Annotated in this window: 16 protein-coding genes, 1 tRNA gene and 1 pseudogene; 6 read left to right on the top strand and 12 right to left on the bottom strand. The window is 39.5% G+C overall.

Annotated features, from left to right (window positions below; all coding sequences use genetic code 11):
• The 3 genes from HMPREF9449_RS16750 to HMPREF9449_RS14815 form a co-directional block, all read right to left on the bottom strand.
• Positions 1–107, bottom strand: a 107-nt coding sequence (locus HMPREF9449_RS16750; protein WP_009138080.1) for a class I lanthipeptide, incomplete at its 3' end; no start/stop codon positions are given.
• A gap of 60 nt (positions 108–167) precedes the next feature.
• Entirely contained in the window at positions 168–485 is a 318-nt protein-coding gene (locus HMPREF9449_RS16745) for a hypothetical protein (protein WP_009138079.1), read from the bottom strand.
• 465 nt (positions 486–950) lie between these two features.
• Positions 951–1,292 carry a hypothetical protein gene (locus HMPREF9449_RS14815; protein ID WP_009138078.1) on the bottom strand — a complete coding sequence of 114 codons (342 nt, stop codon included), beginning with the start codon at positions 1,290–1,292 and terminating at the stop codon, positions 951–953.
• Between the two features lie 322 nt (positions 1,293–1,614).
• Here HMPREF9449_RS14815 and HMPREF9449_RS14810 point away from each other — a divergent pair, with 322 nt between their 5' ends.
• Positions 1,615–4,461: a TonB-dependent receptor gene (locus HMPREF9449_RS14810; protein ID WP_009138077.1), complete on the top strand. Its 2,847-nt coding sequence runs from the start codon at positions 1,615–1,617 to the stop codon at positions 4,459–4,461.
• A gap of 256 nt (positions 4,462–4,717) precedes the next feature.
• Positions 4,718–5,422, top strand: coding sequence for a ribose 5-phosphate isomerase A (gene rpiA / locus HMPREF9449_RS14805; RefSeq protein WP_009138076.1), 705 nt, complete (start codon positions 4,718–4,720; stop codon positions 5,420–5,422).
• A gap of 143 nt (positions 5,423–5,565) precedes the next feature.
• On the opposite strand, the gene HMPREF9449_RS14800 is transcribed toward rpiA, so the two are convergent.
• Positions 5,566–5,796, bottom strand: coding sequence for a hypothetical protein (locus tag HMPREF9449_RS14800; RefSeq protein ID WP_009138075.1), 231 nt, complete (start codon positions 5,794–5,796; stop codon positions 5,566–5,568).
• Positions 5,797–6,535: 739 nt separating this feature from the next.
• Between HMPREF9449_RS14800 and HMPREF9449_RS16015 the strand changes: the two genes are divergently transcribed.
• Together HMPREF9449_RS16015 and HMPREF9449_RS14790 are read left to right on the top strand one after the other, a co-directional pair.
• A complete protein-coding gene (locus tag HMPREF9449_RS16015; protein WP_147640230.1) occupies positions 6,536–7,489 on the top strand; it encodes a SecDF P1 head subdomain-containing protein in 954 nt (317 codons plus the stop codon).
• A 548-nt stretch (positions 7,490–8,037) separates the two neighbouring features.
• Positions 8,038–10,362, top strand: coding sequence for an ABC transporter permease (locus HMPREF9449_RS14790; protein ID WP_009138073.1), 2,325 nt, complete (start codon positions 8,038–8,040; stop codon positions 10,360–10,362).
• A 179-nt stretch (positions 10,363–10,541) separates the two neighbouring features.
• Here the strand turns inward: HMPREF9449_RS14790 and HMPREF9449_RS14785 are convergent, their stop codons facing one another.
• Together HMPREF9449_RS14785 and HMPREF9449_RS14780 are read right to left on the bottom strand one after the other, a co-directional pair.
• On the bottom strand, positions 10,542–13,277 hold the full coding sequence (locus HMPREF9449_RS14785) for an ATP-binding protein (protein WP_009138072.1): 2,736 nt from the start codon (positions 13,275–13,277) through the stop codon (positions 10,542–10,544).
• Positions 13,264–14,826, bottom strand: coding sequence for a sensor histidine kinase (locus HMPREF9449_RS14780; protein WP_009138071.1), 1,563 nt, complete (start codon positions 14,824–14,826; stop codon positions 13,264–13,266). The genes HMPREF9449_RS14785 and HMPREF9449_RS14780 overlap by 14 nt, the downstream gene beginning before the upstream one ends.
• Positions 14,827–15,026: 200 nt before the next feature.
• Here HMPREF9449_RS14780 and HMPREF9449_RS14775 point away from each other — a divergent pair, with 200 nt between their 5' ends.
• Positions 15,027–15,884 (top strand): helix-turn-helix domain-containing protein, encoded by an 858-nt coding sequence (locus HMPREF9449_RS14775; protein ID WP_232211442.1) that lies wholly within the window; start codon positions 15,027–15,029, stop codon positions 15,882–15,884.
• Between the two features lie 1,437 nt (positions 15,885–17,321).
• Here the strand turns inward: HMPREF9449_RS14775 and HMPREF9449_RS14765 are convergent.
• Complete coding sequence (locus HMPREF9449_RS14765) at positions 17,322–18,176, bottom strand: AraC family transcriptional regulator (RefSeq protein WP_040612086.1); 855 nt, start codon at positions 18,174–18,176, stop codon at positions 17,322–17,324.
• A 128-nt stretch (positions 18,177–18,304) separates the two neighbouring features.
• Here HMPREF9449_RS14765 and HMPREF9449_RS14760 point away from each other — a divergent pair, with 128 nt between their 5' ends.
• Entirely contained in the window at positions 18,305–18,934 is a 630-nt protein-coding gene (locus tag HMPREF9449_RS14760) for a nitroreductase family protein (RefSeq protein WP_009138068.1), read from the top strand.
• Between the two features lie 234 nt (positions 18,935–19,168).
• On the opposite strand, the pseudogene HMPREF9449_RS16630 reads toward HMPREF9449_RS14760, so the two are convergent.
• The 5 genes and pseudogenes from HMPREF9449_RS16630 to mtaB form a co-directional block, all read right to left on the bottom strand.
• Positions 19,169–19,876: pseudogene (locus HMPREF9449_RS16630) on the bottom strand (phage integrase SAM-like domain and Arm DNA-binding domain-containing protein); the annotation flags it as partial.
• Positions 19,877–20,135: 259 nt separating this feature from the next.
• Positions 20,136–20,223 (bottom strand) — tRNA-Ser (locus HMPREF9449_RS14750).
• Positions 20,224–20,393: 170 nt separating this feature from the next.
• Complete coding sequence (gene nhaA, locus HMPREF9449_RS14745) at positions 20,394–21,731, bottom strand: Na+/H+ antiporter NhaA (RefSeq protein WP_009138066.1); 1,338 nt, start codon at positions 21,729–21,731, stop codon at positions 20,394–20,396.
• A gap of 207 nt (positions 21,732–21,938) precedes the next feature.
• Positions 21,939–22,955, bottom strand: a complete 1,017-nt coding sequence (locus HMPREF9449_RS14740) for a GDP-mannose 4,6-dehydratase (protein ID WP_009138065.1) — start codon at positions 22,953–22,955, stop codon at positions 21,939–21,941.
• Positions 22,956–23,253: 298 nt separating this feature from the next.
• The gene (mtaB, locus tag HMPREF9449_RS14735; RefSeq protein WP_009138064.1) at positions 23,254–24,537 is read right to left on the bottom strand and encodes a tRNA (N(6)-L-threonylcarbamoyladenosine(37)-C(2))-methylthiotransferase MtaB; all 1,284 of its coding nucleotides are present in this window, start codon (positions 24,535–24,537) and stop codon (positions 23,254–23,256) included.
• Positions 24,538–24,584 lie beyond the last annotated feature (47 nt).

Here is a 24,584-nt window from a genome sequence, read left to right as displayed (position 1 = left end):
CAACTGTTGTAAGAGAAGGCTGTATTCCCTCCCTGGATTTTGGAAAGTTCATTTTCCGATAGAGTCGATATGACTTCTTTCCGAAATTCTAATTTAATTTTTTTCATGACTTGATTTTTAGTTAGATTTATAAGGGTATATAGGAATTGGAATAAAGTTTTGTGTGATTATAGCTGAACTTCACAGGGCGTAAAAATGGTTTCACATCCTTCGTAAGTGGCACAACCGCAGCTGCCGGGTTCAACCGGGCCTACCGGCTTTTCACATAAATTTGTATCGCAAGTTTGAGTGTTATATACATCACTTAAACATTTGGTCTGCCAACTATCTTGATCTAAACATTCCCCGGAACCGGCACAGAGCATATCTACCGTTGGACAACTATTGTAAGAAAATGCCGTATTTCCTCCCTGGATTTTTGCGAGTTCATTTCCGGATAAAGTGGATATAACATCTTTTTGAAATTTTAATTGGATTTTTTTCATAAGATAAACACTAAAAATTATACATTATTCTTATTTATAACTTAAAGGAGAAAGAAAAATGATTCAATATTGCTCGTTTGTTATTTTATTTCTATAGCTGATTAAACACCAATTTGAACGACCTCTGTTAAACTTAATATTTCAACATTGACTTATTTTAGAATAATAATGAAAATATGTTTATATTATAAAACATAATATACCAACAAATTTAGGAATATTATATAAATATCCTAATTTTTAATAAATTATTTTAGAATGAAGTTTCTAGTTAAAATAAGGTTGGTATAAGAAGGCTTTTACTGGAAAACAATAGTCATTTTGTAATAAAATTTTGTAAAACTATTCACTACATTGTTCATTTGTTTTTGCTAAGTTGTTGTAAATAATGTCATTGCCGTTTTTGCAGAATAAGGAGCCTTAAGGAGAACTATAGATATTTATTTTTATGAATGCTTAAATATTCTAGCCTATCATACCTATACCGATTGTAGGAGGTTTATTGGGATCTAAGCAATTAGAGTAAACAGAATAAACATTACAAGGGGTTGAGTCTTTGTACATAGGAGGATCTACATAGGGTTTTTCCTCTGCAGTACCGCCACCACCTTTGCAGACTAGGTCACTAAAACATTTACCTTGGTTACTGTCTTTATCTGTGGAGTTATTGGAAGTATCACACGTATAGTCTACTGTCGGACAACTATTACAAGAAAGAGCTGTATTTCCTCCTACAATTTGTGATAAGTTTTTTTCTGTTAATACAGAGATGACTTTTTTTTGAAACTTTAATTGAATCTTTTTCATGGCTTTAAGTTTTTAGTAAATGATAAAATAAGGCTCCTTATATTTTTATGCATGCAGTAGGGGGAAAACAATTTATAAATAAATATTTAAAATATAAAATATTTATTACAAAATATTTTTTATTTAAATTTCTAAGAGTTGAATAAATTTTTTTCTCTGGAAAAATATTTTTAACATTTACCTTTAAAATCGAATACATATTCCTTAAAATGGAATACTTGTAAAAAGAATTTTGGCATATAGATTGTATAGTTAATCTAATAAAGTATAAAAAATAAAAATTAGCCACCTAAAGAGAAAGATTACTGTAAAAAGAAAACGTATGAAAAATTTGATTTTTTGTTTGTGTATACTGTGTTTAATGAGTTTTAAGGGGTGGGCGCAGAAGGTAGAAGGATATGTTTACGATGCAAAGACGAATGAACCTTTGGTGGGGGTAAATGTCATTTATCAAGTAAAAGGAGAGACCAAGGGAGTTGCTTCGGATGTGAATGGTTTTTATGAGGTTTCTGTCCCAGCGGGAGGGATTGAGTTGACATTTAGTTTTGTAGGCTATACCTCCCAAATGTTGCCTTTGGTGGTGAATCCCAGGGAAGTAGTAAAGAAAGATGTATATTTGAAAATGGAGGCTCATCTTTTGGAAGATGTGGTGATCAGTGCAGGACGTTTTGAACAAAAAGTAAGCGATCTGACGGTTTCGATGGATGTATTGAAAGCAGATGCAATTCTTCGTCAGGATCCCAGTGATATTACGGCTACCTTGAAAACGATACCCGGTGTGGATATCAATGACAAGCAGCCTTCTATTCGGGGAGGGAGTGGGTGGACGTATGGAGTGGGAGCACGAAGTCTTATATTGGTCGACGGGCTGTCGGTTCTTACTCCCGGTTCCGGGGAGATTAACTGGAATACCATTCCGATGGAAAATATTGCGCAGGTAGAAGTTTTGAAAGGGGCTTCTTCTGTCCTTTACGGTTCTTCCGCCCTCAACGGTGTCATTCATATTCGGACGGCCCGGCCGGGGCTGGTTCCTAAAACACGTGTAAATGCTTATTTGGGAATCTATGGGGGCCCGGCTAATAGCGATTATCAATGGTGGGATAAAGGTTTTTGGAAAGAGGGGAAATATCAGGTGGAACCTTTTCTGCGGAAAAATGTATTTTCGGGAATCCGGAATCCGATTTATGAGGGGATTGATTTCTCACATGCCCGTCGCATCGGAAATTTTGACGTGTCGGGAGGAATTAATATTTTTTCGGATGAAGGATACCGTCAGGGTGATTTTAACCGGCGGGTTAGGGTCGGTGGAAATATTACGTATCATCAACCCGGGAAAAATATGGTAAATTACGGGGCAAGCATTCATTTCTTGTCCAATAAATATGGGGATTTCTTTATTTGGCGCTCTCCTAATCAGGCGTATCGTCCTTCTCCTTTTACGAATATGGGAAGAGAAGGGAATCAGTTTCAGCTTGCCCCGTTTTACAATTTTACTAATCCGGACAGAAATATATCCCACAAGGTAAGAGGACGTTTTTTTTACCGGGCAGATAATATTATACAAACCATAGAACCGCCTACTTTACCTGATATCCTGAGTAATATGGGAACAAATGTGAACGAATTGGCCGGATTTATTTCCGAAGTACAGAACGGAGATTGGACAAAATATCTGAAACCCCTAATCGGTCCTGCTTTGACGGGAAATTGGCAGGGGGTAGTAGACGGTCTTGTCGAAGAAGCCGGAAAATTATTACCGGGGATTTTCCCCAATGCGACTACTGCCGATTATTGTGATTTAATTGCTTGGGGAATGAATGCGCTGAAGGATCCGGAAACCGGGAAAATGAATAATATCCCGAATGAGGAAAATCTTATCCCTTGGCTCAACAATGCCTTGAATCCTGTAGAGCCTAAAGTATACACGGATAAGTTTTATAATTATTATTTAGATTATCAGTTCAATAAACGTTGGGGAAATGCACAGTTTACTGCTGGCTTGACCTATGAACAGATGCGGACGACCTCCCATACTACCGGAGATCACGACAGCGACAATGCTGCTGTTTTTGTGCAGTTTGACGATAAGTTCTTCGACCGATTGAATATTTCTTTGGGAGTAAGAGGAGAATATTACCGGGTAGATGATCATAAGCGGGAAGCCGAGACTAAAATATTTGGTTATAAGGTACCTTTTCAACCGGTATTCCGGGGTGGATTGAGTTATAAATTGGCGGATTACAGTTTTATCCGCGCTTCTTTCGGGCAAGGGTATCGCTATCCTTCTCTGACTGAAAAATATGCCCGTAAAGATATCGGAGGAGTAGGGGTTTATCCCAGTCCGGATGTAAAAGCAGAAAAGGGATTTAATGCTGAATTAGGATTTAAACAGGGGTATAAGTTTGGCGGTTTACAGGGGTTTATTGATATTGCCGGTTTTTATACAGAATATAAGAATATGATTGAGTTCCGTTTCGGCTTGTTCGATAATGGGGAGAATGCGATGCTGAATAGTATGAACGATGTGCTCAAGATGATAATGGCTCAGAATAGTTTAGGGATAGGGGCTCAGTTTTATAATGTATCCAAAGCCCGGATATATGGCACAGAAATATCTACAACAGGTGTATATGCCTTTCATCCGAATGCGTTGTTGACCTATAATTTGGGATATGTATTTATACAGCCGGAAGATGCTGATTATAAAGAAAAAAATGCCCGGGAAGCCAACTATACAGATCCTTTACAAATGAAGGAGAAATCGAATACCTCCCGCTATTTAAAATATCGCCAGAAACATACTGTTAAAGCTTCTTTCGATTTTGAATGGAAACGCTTGAGTTTAGGAACAAATTTACAATGGAAAAGTAAGACTTTAGCCGTTGATTATATCATGTTGGATGAGCGGGTGAAGGAGAATCGAGAATTAATGGATTACGTAAGGGGTATTTTGTTCGGAACGGAACGGGATGGTTATAATATGGCTGATTATTGGAGGGAACATAATAAGAATTATTTTATTATGGATGTCAGGGCCGGAGTAAAGGTCACTCAGAAAGTGCAGTTTCAGTTCTTGGTCAATAATTTGCTGAATAAGGAATATAGTGTACGTCCGATGGCAGTGGCAGCTCCCCGTACTTTTGTTATGAAAATGGGATTGAGTTTTTAGTTATGGCAAATACTCTTTCGGAGACCGTTATTCCAAATGAATTTGTTTTCATTCGGAATAATTTTTATTCACAAATGTTTCAGGGAACCGGGCAAGAAGAGGAACGGACCTATTTATAGGATAATTTTCGTAATTTGTGCAGGCGGGAAAGTATAAATCGTTGCTGCTTTCTCATGTTGATTTCATTTTACTGCTTTTACAATAATCTTTTTCTTAATTTTGTGAAAAAGACTTGAGGGTAAAAACGGATAAAACAATGAAATGGAAAAATAATTTCAGTGTGCAGTCGGATTGGACGGATGTTATCGTGAATCGGGAAGCAAAAGAAGCCATTGCCCGGAAATTGGCGGAGCGAGCAAAGGAAGGGGAGACGATAGGAGCCGGTTCCGGTTCTACGGTTTATCTGACCTTAGAGGCTTTAGCAGAAAGAATACGGAAAGAAAACCTGCATATCACTGTCATTCCGGCTTCTTTTGAGAGTACGATGGCTTGTTTACGTTTTGGAATTCCCCTAACTACTCTTTGGGAAAAAAGGCCGGATTGGACTTTTGATGGTGCCGATGAGGTAGATCCGGAGCATAATTTGTTAAAAGGGAGAGGAGGCGCTTTATTTCAGGAGAAATTGTTAATCCGGAGCAGTAAAGAGGTATATATTGTAGTGGATGAATCGAAATTTGTTTCTCGTTTAGGAACAAACTTTCCCGTTCCGGTAGAGCTGTTCCCTGGAGCCTTGGCCTATGTGGAGAATTGTATCTGGGAACTTGGAGCTACGGAGGTTACTTTGCGTCCCGCAAAAGGAAAAGACGGTCCGGTCATCACAGAAAATGGAAATCTTATACTGGATGTCCGTTTTGAACAGTTGTCTGCTGACTTGGAAAGGAAGATAAAGGCTGTAACCGGGGTGATTGAAAGCGGATTATTTATGGGATATTGTTTGAAAATAATAAGCTTAAATCGTTAGGCTGTTAAAAAAGATTGTGCCGATATTATTTGTATAAGAGAAAAGGAAGGAATACTATTGGATAAAGAATTTTTTATTACCGACAGTACAAATTCCAGTTCTGTAAATAAAACCGGCACAATTAGGATAGTGAAGATCTGTATTTAATCGTGACCTTCTGTTTTTACAACTTTATTGTAAAGCCCCATAATTAAAAAAGGAGCTGCCCATTGTCCGACAAACAATGCGGCATGATTACGCTTCATGCATTTTAAAGCCAAGGAAATACCCATAGCTGTCAATGCGGCTGTTAAATAAACTCCAGACGGTATCTTAGACGTCTGCTTCTCGATGGCAATAGTGCCCTTCCCTTCTCTTGGTGTATCTGGATTCATATCAACTAAGTATTTATGAGTTAGTAAATTATCTTTTTAGCTTCTTCCTTCTCAAGAAGTTCTGCCCCATTAGGGGTTAGTTTGTATTTTTACGGTTGGAAGAGAAGGCGGGTTACATAGTTGTTGTTGTATCTTGTTGATAATGAATAAATAATGTTGGTTTTGTTTTACGAATGTTATGGAATGTGTTCTGAAAATGTATAAATATCCACGGGGACGGACCTTTTTGGTTGATTTATTATTTAATTAATTGTACGTGCTAGATAAAAAGATTTTAAATCGAATTTGGATAAATATATTATAATCAATATATTATGAAGAAAAATGCCATTTTTATTTAAAGGCATTCCAAAAGGTTTATATCTTTGTAAAATGTTTTGAGAGGTCGAATAGCTAAAAAGGTCCGTCCCCTTGGGGGATTTAAGGAGAATATAGTTTGTTGATTTTAAATCGAATGTTTTTAAATAAAAAAGTGATAAAATACATTGAGAGTCAATATCCACGGGGACGGACCTTTTTGGTTGATTTATTATTTAATTAATTGTACGTGCTAGATAAAAAGATTTTAAATCGAATTTGGATAAATATATTATAATCAATATATTATGAAGAAAAATGCCATTTTTATTTAAAGGCATTCCAAAAGGTTTATATCTTTGTAAAATGTTTTGAGAGGTCGAATAGCCAAAAAGGTCCGTCCCCTTTGGGGGAATTGGGAAGAGAAGAATCGAATGTGAATATGAAGTTTGTAATTTTAACCGGGATAATGGTTATGGTGGCAATAACCGGTTGCCATACTTTGAAAAAGGTTTATGTGGACGGTTGGTATACGGTGAGCAGTCGTGATCGTATCGTTTCTGAACCTTTTATAACCGTTCGGGATTTTGCTGAGTTACGATTGGATTCGGCTCCAGATCCGAATGGACGGATGATTTATGGTATTATTGGACATGTCCGGGAAGATAAAGTGCAGCTGTGGGCTGATGTTACCGAAAAATCAATCGGAAAAACGATTGCTTTTGTATTTGAGGGGCAGATAATAACTCAGCCAATGGTGAATGCGCGAATTGAATCCGGGTCTTTTTCAATTTTTTTACCCCCTAGGTCACCAGGGGATATAAAACAGATTTTTCGGAAATTGTCCGAAGAAATAGAGAAAAATAAACAGGATACGACAAGTGTTGATTGGGAACGTTTTCACCATTTGTTTGATGCATGGGTACAAAATTACCGGACAAACTCTTTGACTCAATTGAGTAGCAATACAAGTGATGCGAGCAAGTTGGAACAATATCCGCAATTATTACAGATGGGTAAAAAAATTGTCCCCGGAATTATTGTCCGTTTGTCTGACCGAAATTTATTTTTTGCTTTAACTCTTTACGATGCGTTACAGGATGTCGATAGTCTAAAATCGTTTGATTATAGTAAAGGTGAGCAATTCCGGGCCCAGGAAACTGTGCGTAAATACCTAGAGGCTATGTTACAGCGTAAAAAACGCATTTTTCATTCAGATTCAGAAAAAATTCAGGGAATGGAAAATTTAGCGATAAAATACGGTTGGGGAATAGGTACCCTTTTGGGGGCGAAGAGAAAGAGATTCCTTATTTATAAATATGGACTACGAAATTACAGCGGAATTTCTAAAAAATTTTGGTCGGTAGAATGGAATTTTTATTCTATTGGGGTATAGATGTATAAGCATAGTCGTTCCGGTATACTATCTTTTAATTTGTTTGATAACAGAAATCTGGTCTTTGTTTCTTCCCTTTCTCTTTATCTCCAGAATGAGGGATTATTCAGATTATGAGGCATTTTCACATTTATAGGCTTATCGTATTTTGTATTTAGAAGAATGTGTTTTTAAGGAGGAGAAAGCAGTTCACTTGAGAGGAGGACAATCTCTTCTATTTTTCGCATCTTCTTCTCGTTTCTCTGTGTTCTTCCTGGTGTTGATGACCTATGGCGGTGTAAACTATTTTTTAGAGAAATGCATAGCTATGCTGGGACGGTTTAACTTTTCATTGTCCTGATTCCGCTGTGTACTCAAAAGCATTTGCAGAAAGTAATAAATAATAATCCTTCCTTCGTTCCTGGAGAAAAGGTGTCTATATTTTTTACAGGTTTGTCTAATAAATTGACAATTTGAGGGCAATAAGGGGGTGAAGTTTTTTGATTTTTAGCTATTTATGTAAATGGTATAAATATTGTTGATTGACGTATCATAAATTCATTATAATTATGACTATTTCGAATGTCAATTTATTTTTCCGGAATTTGTGGCAGAATAAATTATATACGGGCATTACCGTTTTCGGATTTGCTTTTTCATTGACTTTTGTAATTTTATTGGGAGCTTATATCCGGCAGGAGTTAGCTGTAGATCAGTTTCATAAAAACAAAGACCGGATATTCCGGGCCGTGCATGAAAAGCAATCGAGTTTCGGGACTTTGATCGGAAGCGAATTGCAGGACAAATACCCGGAGATTGAATGTTATACCCGTTTGCATGAAAATGGAAGTTTTGTGGAAAACTTGCAACACGAAAAAGTTTCTTTCAATTTTTTGATGGTGGATTCTACTTTTTTCCGGATGTTTTCTTTTCGTTTACTGGAAGGAGAACCTTCAGAAGTGTTGAGAGAACGAAATTCGGTGGTGCTTACCCGCTCGTATGCTCGGAAATTATTTGGGGAGGAAGAAGCTGTAGGGAAAGAAATTACTTGTAAGGGACATTTTAAATTGATGGTCACGGGAATTATGGAAGATATGCCGGAAAATACGCATTTTAACCCGTGTGATGGCTTATTGCCTTTTCCCTTTCTGGCAGATTTTTGGGATTACCCTACTTTGTTTCAGAATAATGGAAATAGTTCTTTTGGTTTATATTTTATGGCTAAAGCCGGGACGGATTTGAGGGCAAAGGCTCCGTTTGTGTTAAAGGATTTTCAAGAAAATTATTGGATGTACAAACAAGGGTATAAAAAGGAGTTTGCTTTTGAACCGTTGACTGAAACGTATTTTAGTGGCAAAGGAGGCCAAGGAATACATGGGAATAATAAAATGTTGGTCACGATGCTTGCGGCTATTGCTTTGGTGATTTTATTGTTGGCTTTGATCAATTATAATAATTTATCTGTAGCTCAGGCAGGTTTTCGGGCAAAGGAGGCTGCCGTAAAAAAGTTACTGGGAACGGATAACCGGCATTTGTTCTGGCAGTTTATCCTTGAATCGGAAGCCCTCTGTTTTATCTCTTTCGGATTGGCTATGGGGTTAAGTTTAGTGTTTCAGCCGGTATTTAATCAATTGTTGGATACTCATGTTTCTATTGCAGAACAACTTCCCGGAGAGGTGGCTGGAATGGCTTTATTCGGTGTAGCGGGTTTGGGACTGATCGCAGGAGTTACGCCTGCCTATCTGATTACCCGTTTTAATCCTATCGATGTTGTGAAAGGTGCTTTTCGTAAAAAGACCAAAGGCGTTTACAGTAAAGCATTGATTTCGTTTCAATATACGATAGCGATAGGGTTGATTGTGGGTACTATAGTGATTTGGAGACAGACGAATTTTTTACGTAATTACAATCTGGGTTTTGATAAAGAAAATGTGATCTATATCGAAAATAGTGGTGTAATGGGATCGCAAAAAATGGCATTGCGCAGTGAGTTTGCAAAGATACCGGGTGTGGTGGGTGTGTCCTTTGTATGTGGTAGTCCGGTGGATGGAGGGAATAACTCATCTTTTACTTATAAAGAAAGATCCTTGAGTTTTCAAGTGTTTAAAATAGATACGGCTTTTTTCCGGTTGATGGGAATTCAGGTGGAGAGAAACGATGTAGCGGAATCCGAAAGAGGAATATGGCTGAATCAGGCTGGAGTAAAGGCTTTGGAATTAGAAAAAGATCCGAAAGAGTGTAATCTTTACGGAGAAGGTAGCATTCCGATATTGGGTGTCGTACCGGATTTTCATTTTCGGGATCTTACGTATAAAGTAGGACCGGCTTTGTTTGTGCCTCTGCAGGAAAAAGAGTGGCCTTGGTGTGTTTTGGTAAAGGTGGATTCTCCTCACCTCAGTGAAATATTTAAACAGGTGATAGGAACATATGGGCGGTTTGTAGAAGGGAATCCGTTCGAAGCCGAATTTATGGACCAAACCATCAATCAGTGGTATGAGAGCAATGAGCGTACAGGACGTCTGATTGGTTATTTTTCTGTTTTAGCCATTATTTTATCCGTGATGGGGATTTTGGCGATGGCTACTTATTTTATCCAACAACGGGTAAAAGAAATCGGAATCCGGCGGGTAAATGGAGCGACAGTATCGGAAATATTGCGTATGTTAGTGGAAAGTTTTATGAAATGGATTCTGCTGGCATTTGTTTTGGCTTGCCCACTTGCTTGGTATGCTGTGTCCCATTGGTTGGACGGTTTTGCTTACCGGATTGATTTAAATTGGTGGATTTTCGGAATTGCTGGTGGATTTTCGGCTTTCATTGCTTTGATTATAGTTGGATGGCAAAGTATAAAGGCTGCTAGAGTCAATCCGGTACGTTCTTTAAAGAATGAATAATTACGTTGGTATTACCAATGGATCAAAGTAGAAAATGTTCGTAGAGCCAGATCGAAAAGCGGAATATAAGTTTTAAAGTAAATTTATCGGTTATACGAAAATGATTTTTGTCGTTCATTATTTTTTATCTTTTAGAAGAAAAAATGGGGACAGAAGAACCGTTCCTCTGTCCCTTTCTTTTATTTACTTGGACATAACTCCAAAATTTTTTTCTTGAGATTATCTGCGCATACGGGTTTGGGGAAACAACCGTCGAATCCGCTGGAGAGTATTCGCCGCATGTCTTCAGGATAAGCAAAGGCTGTGACGGCAATGATAGGTATATCGGGCGATAATTGGCGAATCGCGGCCGTGGCTTCGTAGCCGTCCATTTCAGGCATTTTAATATCCATCAGGATTATATCAGGTCGGTGTGCTTTAAACATTTCCACGGCTTCGCGTCCGTTCCAAGCGTGGAGGAGGGTGTAATGTTTCTTGAGCATAACCTCGAAAAGTTTATAGTTGGCTGCATCGTCCTCGGCAATCAACAGGGTGGTTTTGTCTGTTTTTATACGAGAGAGAGGGAACTCTTCCTCTTTGATCTTTTCAATAGGAGTAGGCGTAGTAATACATTCGGAAGGCAGCAAGAACCAGAACGTGGATCCTTCTCCCTCGACGGAGGAGACTCCGATTTCGCCTCCTAGTCGTTCGATAATGCTTTTACTGATGGCGAGACCCAATCCGGTGCCCTTGACTTTTGCATCAAGTTTGACGAAGCGCTCGAATACATCGTCGATCTTATCGGTCGGTATACCGCAGCCACTATCTTCTACATAGAAATACCAACGGCCGTCCGATTGTTGGCGGTAGCCAAAGTGAATGTAGCCCTGTCCGGTAAATTTTGCCGCATTATTGATGAAATTGTGGAGTACTTGTAACAAACGTCCCCGGTCGGTATGGATCATACAGCCGGGTATGCGATCCTTACAGACTACTTCTATGGCCGGGTTGAAGATTTTCATGCGGGCGGTTTGTTCCAGTTCTTCCATTATTTTGTTCAGGTCGTGATCGGCAAAGGAAAATTCCAATGTTCCGGCTTCTATTTTCGACAGGTCGAGAATATCTCCGATCAGTTGTAGCAGCAAGGCATTGCTGTTCCTGATGATCTGGAGATACTCTTTTTTTTCCTCCTCTTCTTCTGCATCGGCAAGGAGTTCTGAAAAGCCGACGATTGCATTGAGGGGTGTACGTATCTCATGGCTCATGTTGGCTAGGAAGGCACTTTTGAGTGTGTTGCTGCGTTCGGCCTGTTCTTTGGCTTTACGCAAAGATTCTTCCATTTGTTTCTGGGCAGTGATCACATGAGCTGAGCCGATTAATTGCAGAGGACTGCCGTCGGATCCGTATTTGGGAATGCTGCTTTGGGTCTCTAGCCATTCGTATTCCAGATCATTGTACCAATGGATAGGATATACTTCGTGATATTCAGCTATGTGTCCGGCAATTAAGTTGTTAAATTGTTTAAACGCATGTTCCTGATAGTCTGGATGAATGCGCGAAAAGAATGAATCGAACGAAAGCATGTATTCTCCTTTTTCATTGGGACCGCTGGCCTTTTCGTGATGGTATTCGTTGTAATCGCAGGAAAAAGTGCCTGCTTTCAGGTCTCCGTACCAAGGGATGACATGGGCTATTTTTAATACGGAAGAGAGCATAACGTTCTTGATGTTCAGCTCTTCTTTCGCTTGTAAAAGAGCCTGTTCCGTCTCCTTTTGCTCGGTGATCCGTTGGGCTGATCCGATCAATGAGATCGGTTTCCCCTCTGCACTGCGACGGGCAACGTTACACTGTATCTGCACCCATTCCCATTGTTGTTTATTAAACCAATGTACCCGATAGGTTTCGTGGAATTCCGTCCGTATACCCTCTGTCAATTCCGAGATCATGCGGATAGCTTCCTGTCGGTAAGCGGGATGGATGCCTGTGAAATAGTTATCCATGGGGACGACATAACACCCATGTTCATCAGGCTCCATGGCATTATCGGGATGATAAGCGTTATAATCGCAATAAAAAATATTTTTTTCGATGTCGCAGCCCCACGGGATAACTTTGGCTAAGCTTAACGCTGAAGAAAGTGCCATATTTTTACGTGCGAGTTCATCTTTCGTATGTAGTAGGGATGCTTGGGTTTCTTTCAGTTCGGTGATGTCGAGGGCGCTGGCCATGATTAGCTTTTCGGTCCCGAAAAAGAACAAGGTTCGAGTCACGATGAAGGTATGTTCTTTTCTGTCGCGGACTGTATATTTCTCGATGCCCTGATATTGTTTTTCCTTGTTCTGGGCCAAGCGGCGGTCGAGTTGCTGAATTTGGAATGCTTTGTCTTTTGGCATAAAAAGTTCTTCTGTTCCGCCGATCATCTCGCCGGCCGTGCGACCGAATAATTCCGCTTTCTTATTCCAGTAAATGTAACGTTCTGTATCCATACTTTTGACTGAAATAGGAATGGCGATATTGTCTAACACTTCGGTAAAGAAATAATGCAGGTGTTCGGATTCCATCTGAGCGATAGAGTCTTCGTGCAGGCTACGGATATCTGCCAGTATATGTCCACTTTTCAGGTAAGAAAGAAAAACTTCGTAATAAAGCGTCTGACCACTTTCATGCCCTCTATGCCTGAAAACAGACCGACGGGGTTTTCGGGTATGGAGAACTTCATCGAAACATTCGATGTCGATGCCGAAGACTTGTTTTGAGTTCTTATCAGTCAGACGACAGCCAGTAAGGTCTTTTACCCGGCCAGACAGCAGTTCCTCCTTAGGGTGCAGGATGTCTAGAACTGTAGTGTCTTTATCACAAAGGACAAACATATCGGGAATAGCATCCAGTATGGGACTGCTCAGGTCAGATATTTTAGGATAATTATTGTTGCTCATGGTTTTGTAAATTCATTTTCTCTTGTGGTTTTAACGGAATTTTTATGGTAAAACGGGACCCCTTGCCTAACTGCGAGGAGACGGTGATCTGTCCGTCCATCCCTTCCAGGATGGTTTTGCAGACGGAGAGACCCAGGCCGGCACCCTGTTTAAAAGTATCTATTTTATAAAAGCGGTCGAATATCTTTCCAAGCTCTTGTTGTGAAATTCCTTCTCCTGTATCAGCTACGAACAGACGGACGCCGTCGGCTTTCCCGATAAGTGTGCACCCGAGGTCGATATGGCCTTTTGTCGTAAATTTTACTGCATTGCTGACCAGATTTTCGATCACTTGGCGCAAACGTAAAGCATCCGTATCGACGAGAATATCGTTGGGTGGCAGCAATAAATTGAATGTTACTCCTTCGGGCATCCTTTTTGCATATTTTTCGTAAATATCAGCTAATATCTGTTTGATTGATTGGCGTTTAAAGCTGTATTCCATGGAGCCGGTTTCTATGCGTGATAGGTCGAGAATATCTGTAACTAATGTAATCAGGTAGTCGCAATTCTTATTGATAAGGGTTGCGTATTCTCTTGCTTCCTCTGTGCCCGTGTCGATTTCTCCTCCTGTAAGCAGGTTTGAAAATCCCACGATGGCGTTCAGTGGCGTTCGGATTTCATGACTCATATTGGCCAGGAAAGCCGATTTGAGTCTTTCGCTCTCCTGGGCCTTATCGCGGGCTGCACGGAGGTTTTCTTCAGTGGTTTTATGATCCTGAATACTTTGACAGACTCCCACTACGCGATAAGGTGAGCCGTCGCCGGTGCGGCTGAGGTACATCGATTGTGCTGAAAACCATTCCCAGGTACCGTCTCCGCGCATTAACCGATAAGAGAACGTATCCTGTATCTCTTGGTTGGAGAGTTGCATCCGGAGGGCTTCGGAGAGCATTGCCCGGTCATCGGGATGCACACGAAGAAAAAATTCTTCCTGTGTTATCGTGCCGTCTCCGGTAGGAATACCCAGATAGGAAAACCAATGAGTATCGATCAGCATTTTATTCCGGTCCATATCATAAAACCATGGAAAAATTTTTGTCCGTGCCAATATCATACTTAAGATATGCTCGCGGGTGATTTCGTCCATGATATTACGGAATGAAAACAGATAGCGCCCGCATTCCAATCGGGTGATACTACCGCTGACGAAGAATTGTACATTTGTGAGTCTACACCGGACAATTGTTCCGGCCGGTAGCTTAACCTGATCGGTTTCAGAATCCTCTAAACGGCTCATGAGCTCAGTCAATATGTCTTTTTCATGATTGACGATGGACAACAGTTTGGGAAGATTTTGACTCACAAGGTTTCCGGTAATATGCAGATCTTTACGGGCAAGTGTGTTACTACGATAGATAGTACCGTCATTATTGAAAAAAATTATGCTGGTCTGCATTGCCTCCAGCATAAGATCTGAGTAATAGCTGGCCCCCGGACAGCGACATACTCCTTGTTTGTCATTATCGTCGGGGATTATTTTATTCGGGTTTTGGGTTGTGGCACACATATGCGGGACATTATGCTGATTTGGATTTAATAATATGGGGATCTATATAAGTGTTTCTTGTTTATACAAAGTTAATCTATAAACTATATTTATGATAGGATTGGTCAATTATTGCCAGATATTGGTGAAGATTGGACCAAATTGCGGTTCAAAAATTACTACTTTTGTCGCCTAAGTTATTTATGTTGATGAACGAAAAAATGAAAACAAATATTCATATACCCGAACAACCGGGAAAGCCGGAGTTTCGTATCGGTACGGAATTGGCCGACTTCCCCGTATCGGACTGCCCTGCCTATCTCCGGGAAGGGATTGGCGGGGTATGTATATCCGGTTGCGCATCGATACAGGTATTTGACAATAAATTCAAGATCGTGCCGGCTATGGTCCTGACTTTACTTCCTTGGCAACTCGTGTCCATCAAAGAAATCAGCCCGGATTTCCGTATGGCCTTTTTTTGTAATTCGCAAACGATGTTTATGGATACGTTGAGCGGGTTATGGAGACTGCGTCCGGGATTCTTTTTCTATATGCGCCGACATGTCGTATCTAAACCTAAAGAGGGCAATATCCGGCGTTTCCTGAATTATTGTGATCTGCTGGCATACTGGGATAAAAATTCACCTCCAAATTGCCGGCGTGAGACGATCATTCAGTTTCTCAGAACCTATTATTGGACCGTGTATGCGGACTATATCAATGACCCTACGGAAAACAAGGCCCGGTATTCACACAAAGAAGAAATCGCTTTTAAATTTATGCACTATATTGTTGAAGAACATTCCCCCGACAAGGATGTGGCTTACTATGCCCAAAAACTCAATATTTCCCCCAAATCTCTCACAAACATGATCCGAAGTATTAGTAACCATTCTGCTCATGAATGGATCGTATATTATACGATTTTTGAAATCAAGTCATTACTCAGGGACTCTTCCTTGGATATCAAATCCATAGCTGTCAATACTAATTTTCCCGATCAGGCTACCTTGAGCCGTTATTTTCGCCGTTATACGGGTATGTCCCCTTCCGAATACCGGGAAAGTTTTTTTTTCTGAACATGGCTTTCGGAAACCTTGCCTATTATATAAGAACATTCCAGGCTATTTTATTTGGGCCCCATCCCTTATTCCCGCTAAAATTGATTGCTGTGTCGAAAAGTCATTCTGGAAATCGGCGGATTAATCGAGTGTAGATTTATATAAATCCGTCGTCTTATCTGGGAATGAAGCTGTTTTCTCAAGTTCGGTTCTTTTCATATTATTGAACACCAAGCTTGTTTTCAGGTTCTGGTTGTTCTTGTATATTTCGCCTTTACTTTTTGCGAACCTTTTTATGGGGGAAACTGTTCCTTTAATTCTTTCTCCCAATTTTTTTAGAGATAAGAGAGTATTTAAATAATAGTGGGTAAAAACTCCTATTTTTTTAATTTTTCGCTTTTACTCATGTATTGTATGCTTTTAAAAATATAGAGGGTAAACTCTTTCCTTCAGAGTAGTGCCCTGCTTTCTCTTTTACCTTCATCCCTAACGTTTTTTCGAGCCGTATGATTTTATGTATCCTTATTTTGGTTTTCCCACCGCTATCTTCTAACTATCGGGCAGCTTGCTTTGTTTTGTACTAAAACGGCATAATTTACCATCAGTGCTATTTCATATCCTAGATTTAATTTGCTTGTTTATTTTTCTTAGGTATTCCTCCGCCTTATTTCGGGAAAGAGCTGGAGACTCCGTTCGCTATTTTGTATAGTCAGTCTCCCCTAAAACGCAGATGCTTCCTCCTTTTAGTCACACTTCGTGTGCCTAACGTCGGCGGACAACCCTGCGTTTTTTAACGGTACGACTTCCTGACAAAATTACGCTCTCTCCCGTCATACCTCTTTCCCGAAACAAGGCTCCGGCTTCAAACACAGGAACATTGAGAAAACATTTAAAGAAGCGACGAGGGGAGGGCTTAGCGGTTGTTTGTGTTTTTCAGTTATTGCGGGAAGGAGCGTCTTTCTGTGCGAAAGCGGAGTGTGAAAAGACACCATTTGTCCGCCGACGTTAGGCAGGCAAAGCCTGTCTAAAAGGAGGAAGTTTTGGTGTTTTAACGGAGCTTGAGCTTACAGAAAAGCGAGTGAAGCACGACTGAAAAACGCAAACAACCGAAGAAGAGGAAGCAAATTAAATCTACAAATTACTGATTTGTAGGTTTTTGTCCTCTTACTGTCCTTATTTGTCCAGTAGGTTCTGCGGAGGGACAGGGTACTGAATATAACCATCTAACAGCCTATAAATCAGTATATTATTTTTTTCAAAGTTTCAAATAGGTAAAGAAACAGTAACGATTTCCATTGACGCTTTTGTCCGGCTTTTTCCGCTGTTTGTCTGTCTATCTCACAGATTAAAAGATACAACTCTTTTCCGAATTACGTAAATGTCTGAATATAAATGTTTAGCAATTAGTGCAAGGTGCAAGCTATATATAGATATATACTTGCAACTTGCACTAAATTAGGCATTTATCTTCCTATAGTCCTTTGGTGATACTCCTTCCAATTCTTTGAAAACTCTATTAAAATGCGGAACATCATTAAAGCCTACTGCAAAACAGATTTCCGAGATTTGTTTTTGTGAGTGTTTCAGAAGTTCACAAGCAGTATTCAAGCGATATTGGGTAACAAATTGTGAGAATGTCATTCCTTTGCATCGTTTGAAATAAGAGCAAAACGCAGAACGGTTCATACCCACTTCGGCGGCAATTTCATCTAAAGAGATAGTATGAACGTAATGAGCCATCACATAAGTACAAATTTGCTGCATACGTCTTACATCACGCTCAATATGCATAGGTTTACCTGCAAAAATATGGTCGGATGTATTGAAAATAATAGGTAGTAAGCGGAACATTTCGCACAATCGCCCCAATTCGTCCATATTGTTCATCTGCGATAACATTTTGCGAATGATACGAGAACTTTCTATTCCAAACTTTAATGCATTAACAGGAAATGTAAGACTTGCTAAACGATTTCGCAATTCGGGAAACATCTCCATACACCTCACAATAAAGGAGTGACTGAAAGCAACCATCAAGTAATGAATATATCCATCACTGTCTGCCGATAAGGGTGTATATTCCCAATAATGAGGCATAGACGGGGGGATCAATGCTACATCACCTGCCGAAAAAGATTGTAACGTATCACCTGCCATTCGAGTTCCATATCCATGTAATACATAATATAGCTCCCATGCATCGTGCTGATGCAATTTGGCTTCTATATGAGTATTAACTCGTTGGTTTATAAAGAAGAACGAATGATTTTCCACTTCGGGCAATTCATAAGGGATAATTATTTCTTCCATAATTACATATAAATTAGTCCGATGCAAATATACGACAATTATACAAAACAATACCACAAATATACAACAATAAACAGACGTAACTTTGCTGCCGAAAACAACAAGTATAACTATTAAAATATATTGTTATGGACTTTTACCAAGTATTAGAGAAAAGAAGAACCATCCGCGACTTTTCCGATAAGGAAGTAACGGATGAAGTGCTGAAAAAAGTATTATCGGCAGCCTTTAAAGCTCCCACTAATGACCATTTACGACAGTTTGAGTTAATTGTGGTAAGAGGGCAGGAAAACATTGCTCGACTTATATCGCCTGTGGCAGAAAACACTAAAAACATTCAACAGACTGGACTTGAAGCCGCCGCAAACGTAATGGACAAGGACGAACATGCCATGTTTGTTGATGCATTACCCAAACAACAACGTATGCTGATGCAAAGTAATTGCCTTGTTCTACCGTTTTTTCGACAAAAGGATTGTCCTCTGTGTCACCCGACAGACCAAAGTTCACTCAATTATTTCGCTTCGGCATGGGCGGCAGTAGAAAATATCTTACTGGCAGCAACCGCCGAGGGATTGGCATGTGCGTTTCGTATTCCCATCGGTAACGAACCGGAATATGTAAAACACCTCGTTAATGCTCCTGAAGAATATGAGTTTACTTGTTTTCTTGCTATTGGCTATGCTGCGGAAAATGCACATATCTGTAAACAGAAAGAAATTTGGATAGAGGATAGAATACATCGTAATATTTGGTAATCTCAAAAATGAAAGGACATATCCTGATATTGACAGCCAATATTTATTCGGCATTAGTGTGCCTGTTTTTAAATACCTATTGACATCTAATGTTCCTCCAGAAGCAATCATCCTCATGCGGGCGAGCTTCGCCTGCATGATGTTTTGTTTGTACCTTTTTTCATGCCAAAGGAGAAAGTATTGCTGAAAGATTTAGTAATATTTCTTGTTTTTGCCCTTTGTGGTGTTGGTATCAACCAATGGCTGTTTAAGGATGATTTTAATTTCATCCTCTGACAAATACCCCCTATTCACTTTTTCTAAACGTATTTTATAATTGCGAATGGATCACCTATCAGGATGCCATTATTACGGGCAATCAGGATGATACGCTTGAAAAACTGCATGAACTTGGCGGTCGTATTGTAACCACATTTACAGGTAGTACGCAAATACAACTCAAAGTCTGTAATAAACATCGGAGTGATTTCATTGATGGCAATATCCGCTATATTGTATTTGCTTTGGATAAACTCGGCAAGATGGCGGCGGGTCACTTTATATTTACGGTAGGTGGCAATCGTCTTGGATATACCAACCAACTGCTTTACATCGTCATTGTGCTTTTTAAAAAGGGTAAGGATGGTTTCGTGTTTCTCACTGTGTCCAAAAAATTCATTCTTTACCTTTTCGGCTGTTACCTAGTTGTCACGCCGTTGTTGTTCATGGTAGATCGTGTTCAGGGATGCTTTTATATCATCTAACAAAGCATTGATTTTACCCGCACCCTTACCTTTGACTTTTCCTGCTGTTATATTCCAGCTATCAGGCAAAATGCTTTGTTTTGTACTGAACTGGCAAAGTTTACCGTCAATGGTAATTCTTGCCATAATCATAACCTCACCATTCTTTTTTTTCAGAGCCTTTCTTCAAATAGAAAAGGACTTTAAATGTACTCTTCATAACCTCACATTTTAAAGTTGCAAAACTACTAATAACTTATTAAATGTGAGACAGATAGATGGTGGACAAATTCGGACTTTCTGTGGTCATTTCGGGACAAATCGTTACCGTTTTTGTTCGCTAGGGAAGAGGTAACGATTTAGTAACGAAACTATGTCTTTTACAGTCCTTTTGTTGTCTTGGAAACAAGACTTATAGACAATAAAAAACCTACAAATCAGTAATTTGTAGGTTTTTGTCCTGTTTATCCAGTAGTTTCTGGCGGAGAGAGAGGGATTCGAACCCCCGGAAGCTCTCACTTCAACGGTTTTCAAGACCGCCGCGATCGACCACTCTGCCATCTCTCCAAAAGCGATGCAAATATAGATGTTTTTGAGGGAATAACAAAGAAATGTATTCTTTTTTAGAAAATAATTTGAGAAAGAATTAGCCGATGAAGGTGAAGACAATTTTAGAAAGCAGGGAAATCAACTCCATTTTTTCCTATAAATAAAAAATAATAAGACGAAATTTCTATTTATGGATTATTGTTTTTTAATACTTTGCGGAGAACCAGATAGCCACATATACCGGCAAATATAGAACCGGAGATGATTCCTAGTTTGGCTTGATTTAATAACGTACTTCCGGTCCCGCTGAGATTGGCATAGGATAAATTAGCGATAAAGAGAGAAACAGTAAAACCGATACCTCCTAAAAGAGATATTCCAAAAAGACTTCGGTTGTTCATTTTTTCGGGCATGGTCAAGAGACCTGTTTTGACAGACAGCCAGGTAAAAGAAAAGATGCCGATTAATTTCCCAAATACCAGAGAGATAAATACGGTAAGCGTTACTCCTTCTATGCTACCCAAAGAGAATCCTGTAAAAGAGATACTTGCATTGGCAAAAGCAAACAATGGCATGACGATATAGTTTACCAAAGGATGCAGGTTGTCGTCTAAGGACTGAAGAGGACTGATCGCTTTGTCGGAGGAGGCTTCGATATGCTTTAAAACCGAAAGTTCGGAGTTCGTGAGTATATTGGAAGAAAGTGCTGCTTTTTCCGGTAAACGTTCCAGACTCTGCCGGATATCTGCGATATAGGCCGGAAGATGAATTTTTGGACGGGCCGGAACGGTGAAGGCGACGATTACTCCTGCAATGGTCGGATGAATTCCGGAATTAAGGAAGAAATACCATACAATGATCCCAAAAAAGATATAGAATAATTTACTGCTTATTCCCAATCGGCCTCCTCCCCATAGTAATCCGACAAAGAAAAGGGACCAAAGCAGATATTCCCAAATGAGCTGATTGCTGTAAAAAAGACCGATGACAATGATACCACCGATGTCGTCTACAACAGCGAAAGCAGTTAAGAAAATCTTGAGACTTAAAGGGACTTTTTGGCCTAATAAAGAAAGTACTCCCAGAGAAAAAGCGATGTCCGTGGCCATTGGAATGGCAGCTCCTTTAGCAGCTGGACCTGTAGGACCGATGGCCCAGAATATTAAAATCGGTATAATCATACCCCCACAAGCCGCTATAACGGGAAGTAAAGCTTTGCGAGGAGTGGAAAGTTCGCCTACTAAAATTTCCCGTTTGATTTCCAAGCCTACCGAAAAGAAAAATATGGCCATTAAAGCATCATTGATTAATGCCAGTAGATTCATATTAGACCCGTGGCTGTGAAAAAGACTAAAATCCCCGAATTGAAAGACTACTTCTTTGGCAAACCAGGAATTGTAATGTTCCCGGAAAGGAGAATTGGCAATAATCATTGCAATGATGGCAACAAAAAGTAAAATAGCTCCGCTATTGATTTTATGTTGTATAAAATGGCGGATAGGGTATTTGAAAATATCTTTGTTCATTACAAATGCTTTCCATTTAGGGAGGCAAATTTATTAAAAAATATTAATAAACTATAAAAGAAGAAGGGTTAAATTTTAAGATTTATACTGTGTAATTTAATTGAATTTTATTCCCCATTAAAAAAAGAAAATTCATTTGATTTTTTTCGATAGTAGTTGGATTGGTTGCTTTTCGGCATACCTGTATTTCAGTTGCTAGTTTAATTGTTATGTATAATAAGCTTTATACCAGTCGGCGAATTTTTTGATTCCTTCTTCCAAAGAGGTCGTGGGTATGTACTGATAATCTTCCTTTAGCCGGGTGGTATCGGCCCAGGTTTGGTATACATCGCCGGGTTGCATACCCACATATTCTTTTTGAGCTGCTTTTCCCAGCTGCTTTTCGAGCAAATGAATAAAATCCAGTAATTTTATAGGAGAACCGTGACCGATATTATAGATTACGGCAGGAATTTCTGCTACTTCCCTGCGGGCTTTTTCCGGGTGTGCCACTATGGTGGTGATGCCTTGTACGATGTCGTCTATATAAGTAAAATCCCGGGATAGATTTCCGTTATTAAAGATATGAATCGGTTCATTACGATCGATCGCTTTTGCAAAAAGCATAGGAGCCATATCAGGCCGTCCATAAGGTCCGTAAACTGTAAAAAAACGAAGGCCGATGGTATGTATTTGATACAGATAAGAATAGGTGTAGGCCATCAGTTCATTGCTTTTTTTAGTGGCGGCGTACATGCTGACCGGATGGTCCACCCGGGCAGTTTCTTTAAAAGGTATCTCCGTATCATTCCCATATACAGAAGAAGAGGAAGCATAAATTAATCGGGTACAGGAATGATAACGGCAGGCCTCTAAAATGTTTAAAAAACCAATGATGTTACTTTCCAGATAAGCATGCGGATTCTTTAAGCTGTAGCGGACACCCGCCTGAGCAGCCAGGTTAATCACGCAATCGAATTTATTTTTTTGGAAAATGGCGTTTAGATTTTCTTTATCACACAAATCTAGTTGCTGGAACTGATAAGAAGGGTAAATAGCAGAAGAAATAATTTGTCCATAGGCGCCCGGAATGATTCCGCATTTTTTTAAACGGGCATATTTTATCGAAGTATCGTAATAATCGTTAATGGAATCTATACCATATACCTGATATCCTTGAAGTAAAAGGGCTTCCGTAAGAAAAGAACCGATAAAACCCGCGACACCGGAAACTAATATTTGCATGATGTAAGAGTTTAGTTGTTTTACCGAACAAAAATATAAAATAAAATTTCTTCCCGTAAGAAGAAAGGAGAATAAAATAAGTCGTTGGCAAAACCAACGACTTATAACTACTAACCCTAAACAGAAACAAACTATGAAAAATTTCTTTTACAAAGATACAGTTTTGTCGAGATCAGTCTAATTAAATATTGTTAAATACCTACAATAATTATAGTATTTAAAGGTGTTAATACAAGTATTTTTGAATCAATTTAAGTTTGTATTGTTTTATAAACAAAACAAATTTAGTTTTCCGGATTTATTCTTTTCTAAAAGTCTCTGTTTTTAGAGTAAAGGGTAAAATTTGATTTTTCCATTCTGCCTGGTAAGGTGATTCGACCCGGATATAATTGTCGGTAAACCCACAAATCATTCCGTTTACCAGATTGTCTTCCCACAGTACAGGGCGGGTTTGTCCGATAAAACGTTGATAGAAGTGAGATAATTTTGCCTCGGAGAGTTTGAGAAGGAGATTGACCCGTCTGTGTTTTTCCTGAGGAAGTACAGTCTCTGGAATTTCCAGTGCTTTTGTACCAGCCCTTTCCGAATAGGGAAAGACATGTAGCTGGGAAATATCTAGATTTTCAATAAAACGATAGGTATCTTCAAAATGTGCTTCTGTTTCCCCTCTCATTCCGGCAATAACATCTACTCCGATAAAAGCATCGGGACAGAGCTGCCGGATTTTATTTATTTTTTCCGCAAAAAGTTCGCGGGTGTATCTCCTTTTCATGAGTTGTAGTACTTCATTATTGCCTGACTGAAGAGGAATATGAAAATGTGGCATAAATTTGCGGGAAGAAGCTACAAATTGTAAAATTTCGTCCGTGAGTAAATTGGGTTCAATGGAAGAAATCCGAAAACGTTCCATTTCTGCGCACTGATCCAGGGCTACAAGCAATTCTCTAAAACTTTCCGACGAACCTCGCCCGAAATCTCCCGTATTCACTCCGGTCAGTATCACTTCTTTAATACCTTTTAAAGCGACGGTTTTTACGGCTTGTAGGACTTGGGCAATAGAAGCGCTGCGGCTTTTTCCCCGGGCAAAAGGGATGGTACAATACGTACAAAAATAATCACATCCATCTTGTATTTTCAAAAAACAACGGGTACGGTCTCCAAAAGAATAAGCTAAATCGAATCCAGACAGTTGAAAAATATCGCAGGAGTGGATTTCTCTTTCGACCGGTGTATTGTAAGCTTCTAAATGCTGACGTACTTTGAACTTTTCGGCAGCTCCCAATACCAGATTTACCCCTGTGATTTCCAGTATTTCTTTCGCTCTTAACTGGGCATAACAGCCTACGACCACAATATAAGCATGCGGATATCGGTGGATAATTTTACGGATCAGCTGCCGGCCTTTGTGTTCTGCCATATCCGTGACACTACAGGTATTGATGATAAAAATATCTGCTCCTTCTTTTTCTCCTACGGTTATTACACCTGCTTCTTCCAGACTGTGTTTAATGGTAGAGGTTTCCGAAAAATTTAATTTGCAACCCAAAGTAATATAAGCTGCCTTTTTCCCTTTCAAAATCATATCCGTCTTAATTTGGGGCAAAAGTAATTATTTTGAGTGTATTTTTT

The organism is Odoribacter laneus YIT 12061 (assembly GCF_000243215.1).
GTDB classification, from domain to species: Bacteria; Bacteroidota; Bacteroidia; order Bacteroidales; family Marinifilaceae; genus Culturomica; species Culturomica lanea.
This window is presented reverse-complemented; position numbering and strand designations above follow the sequence as displayed.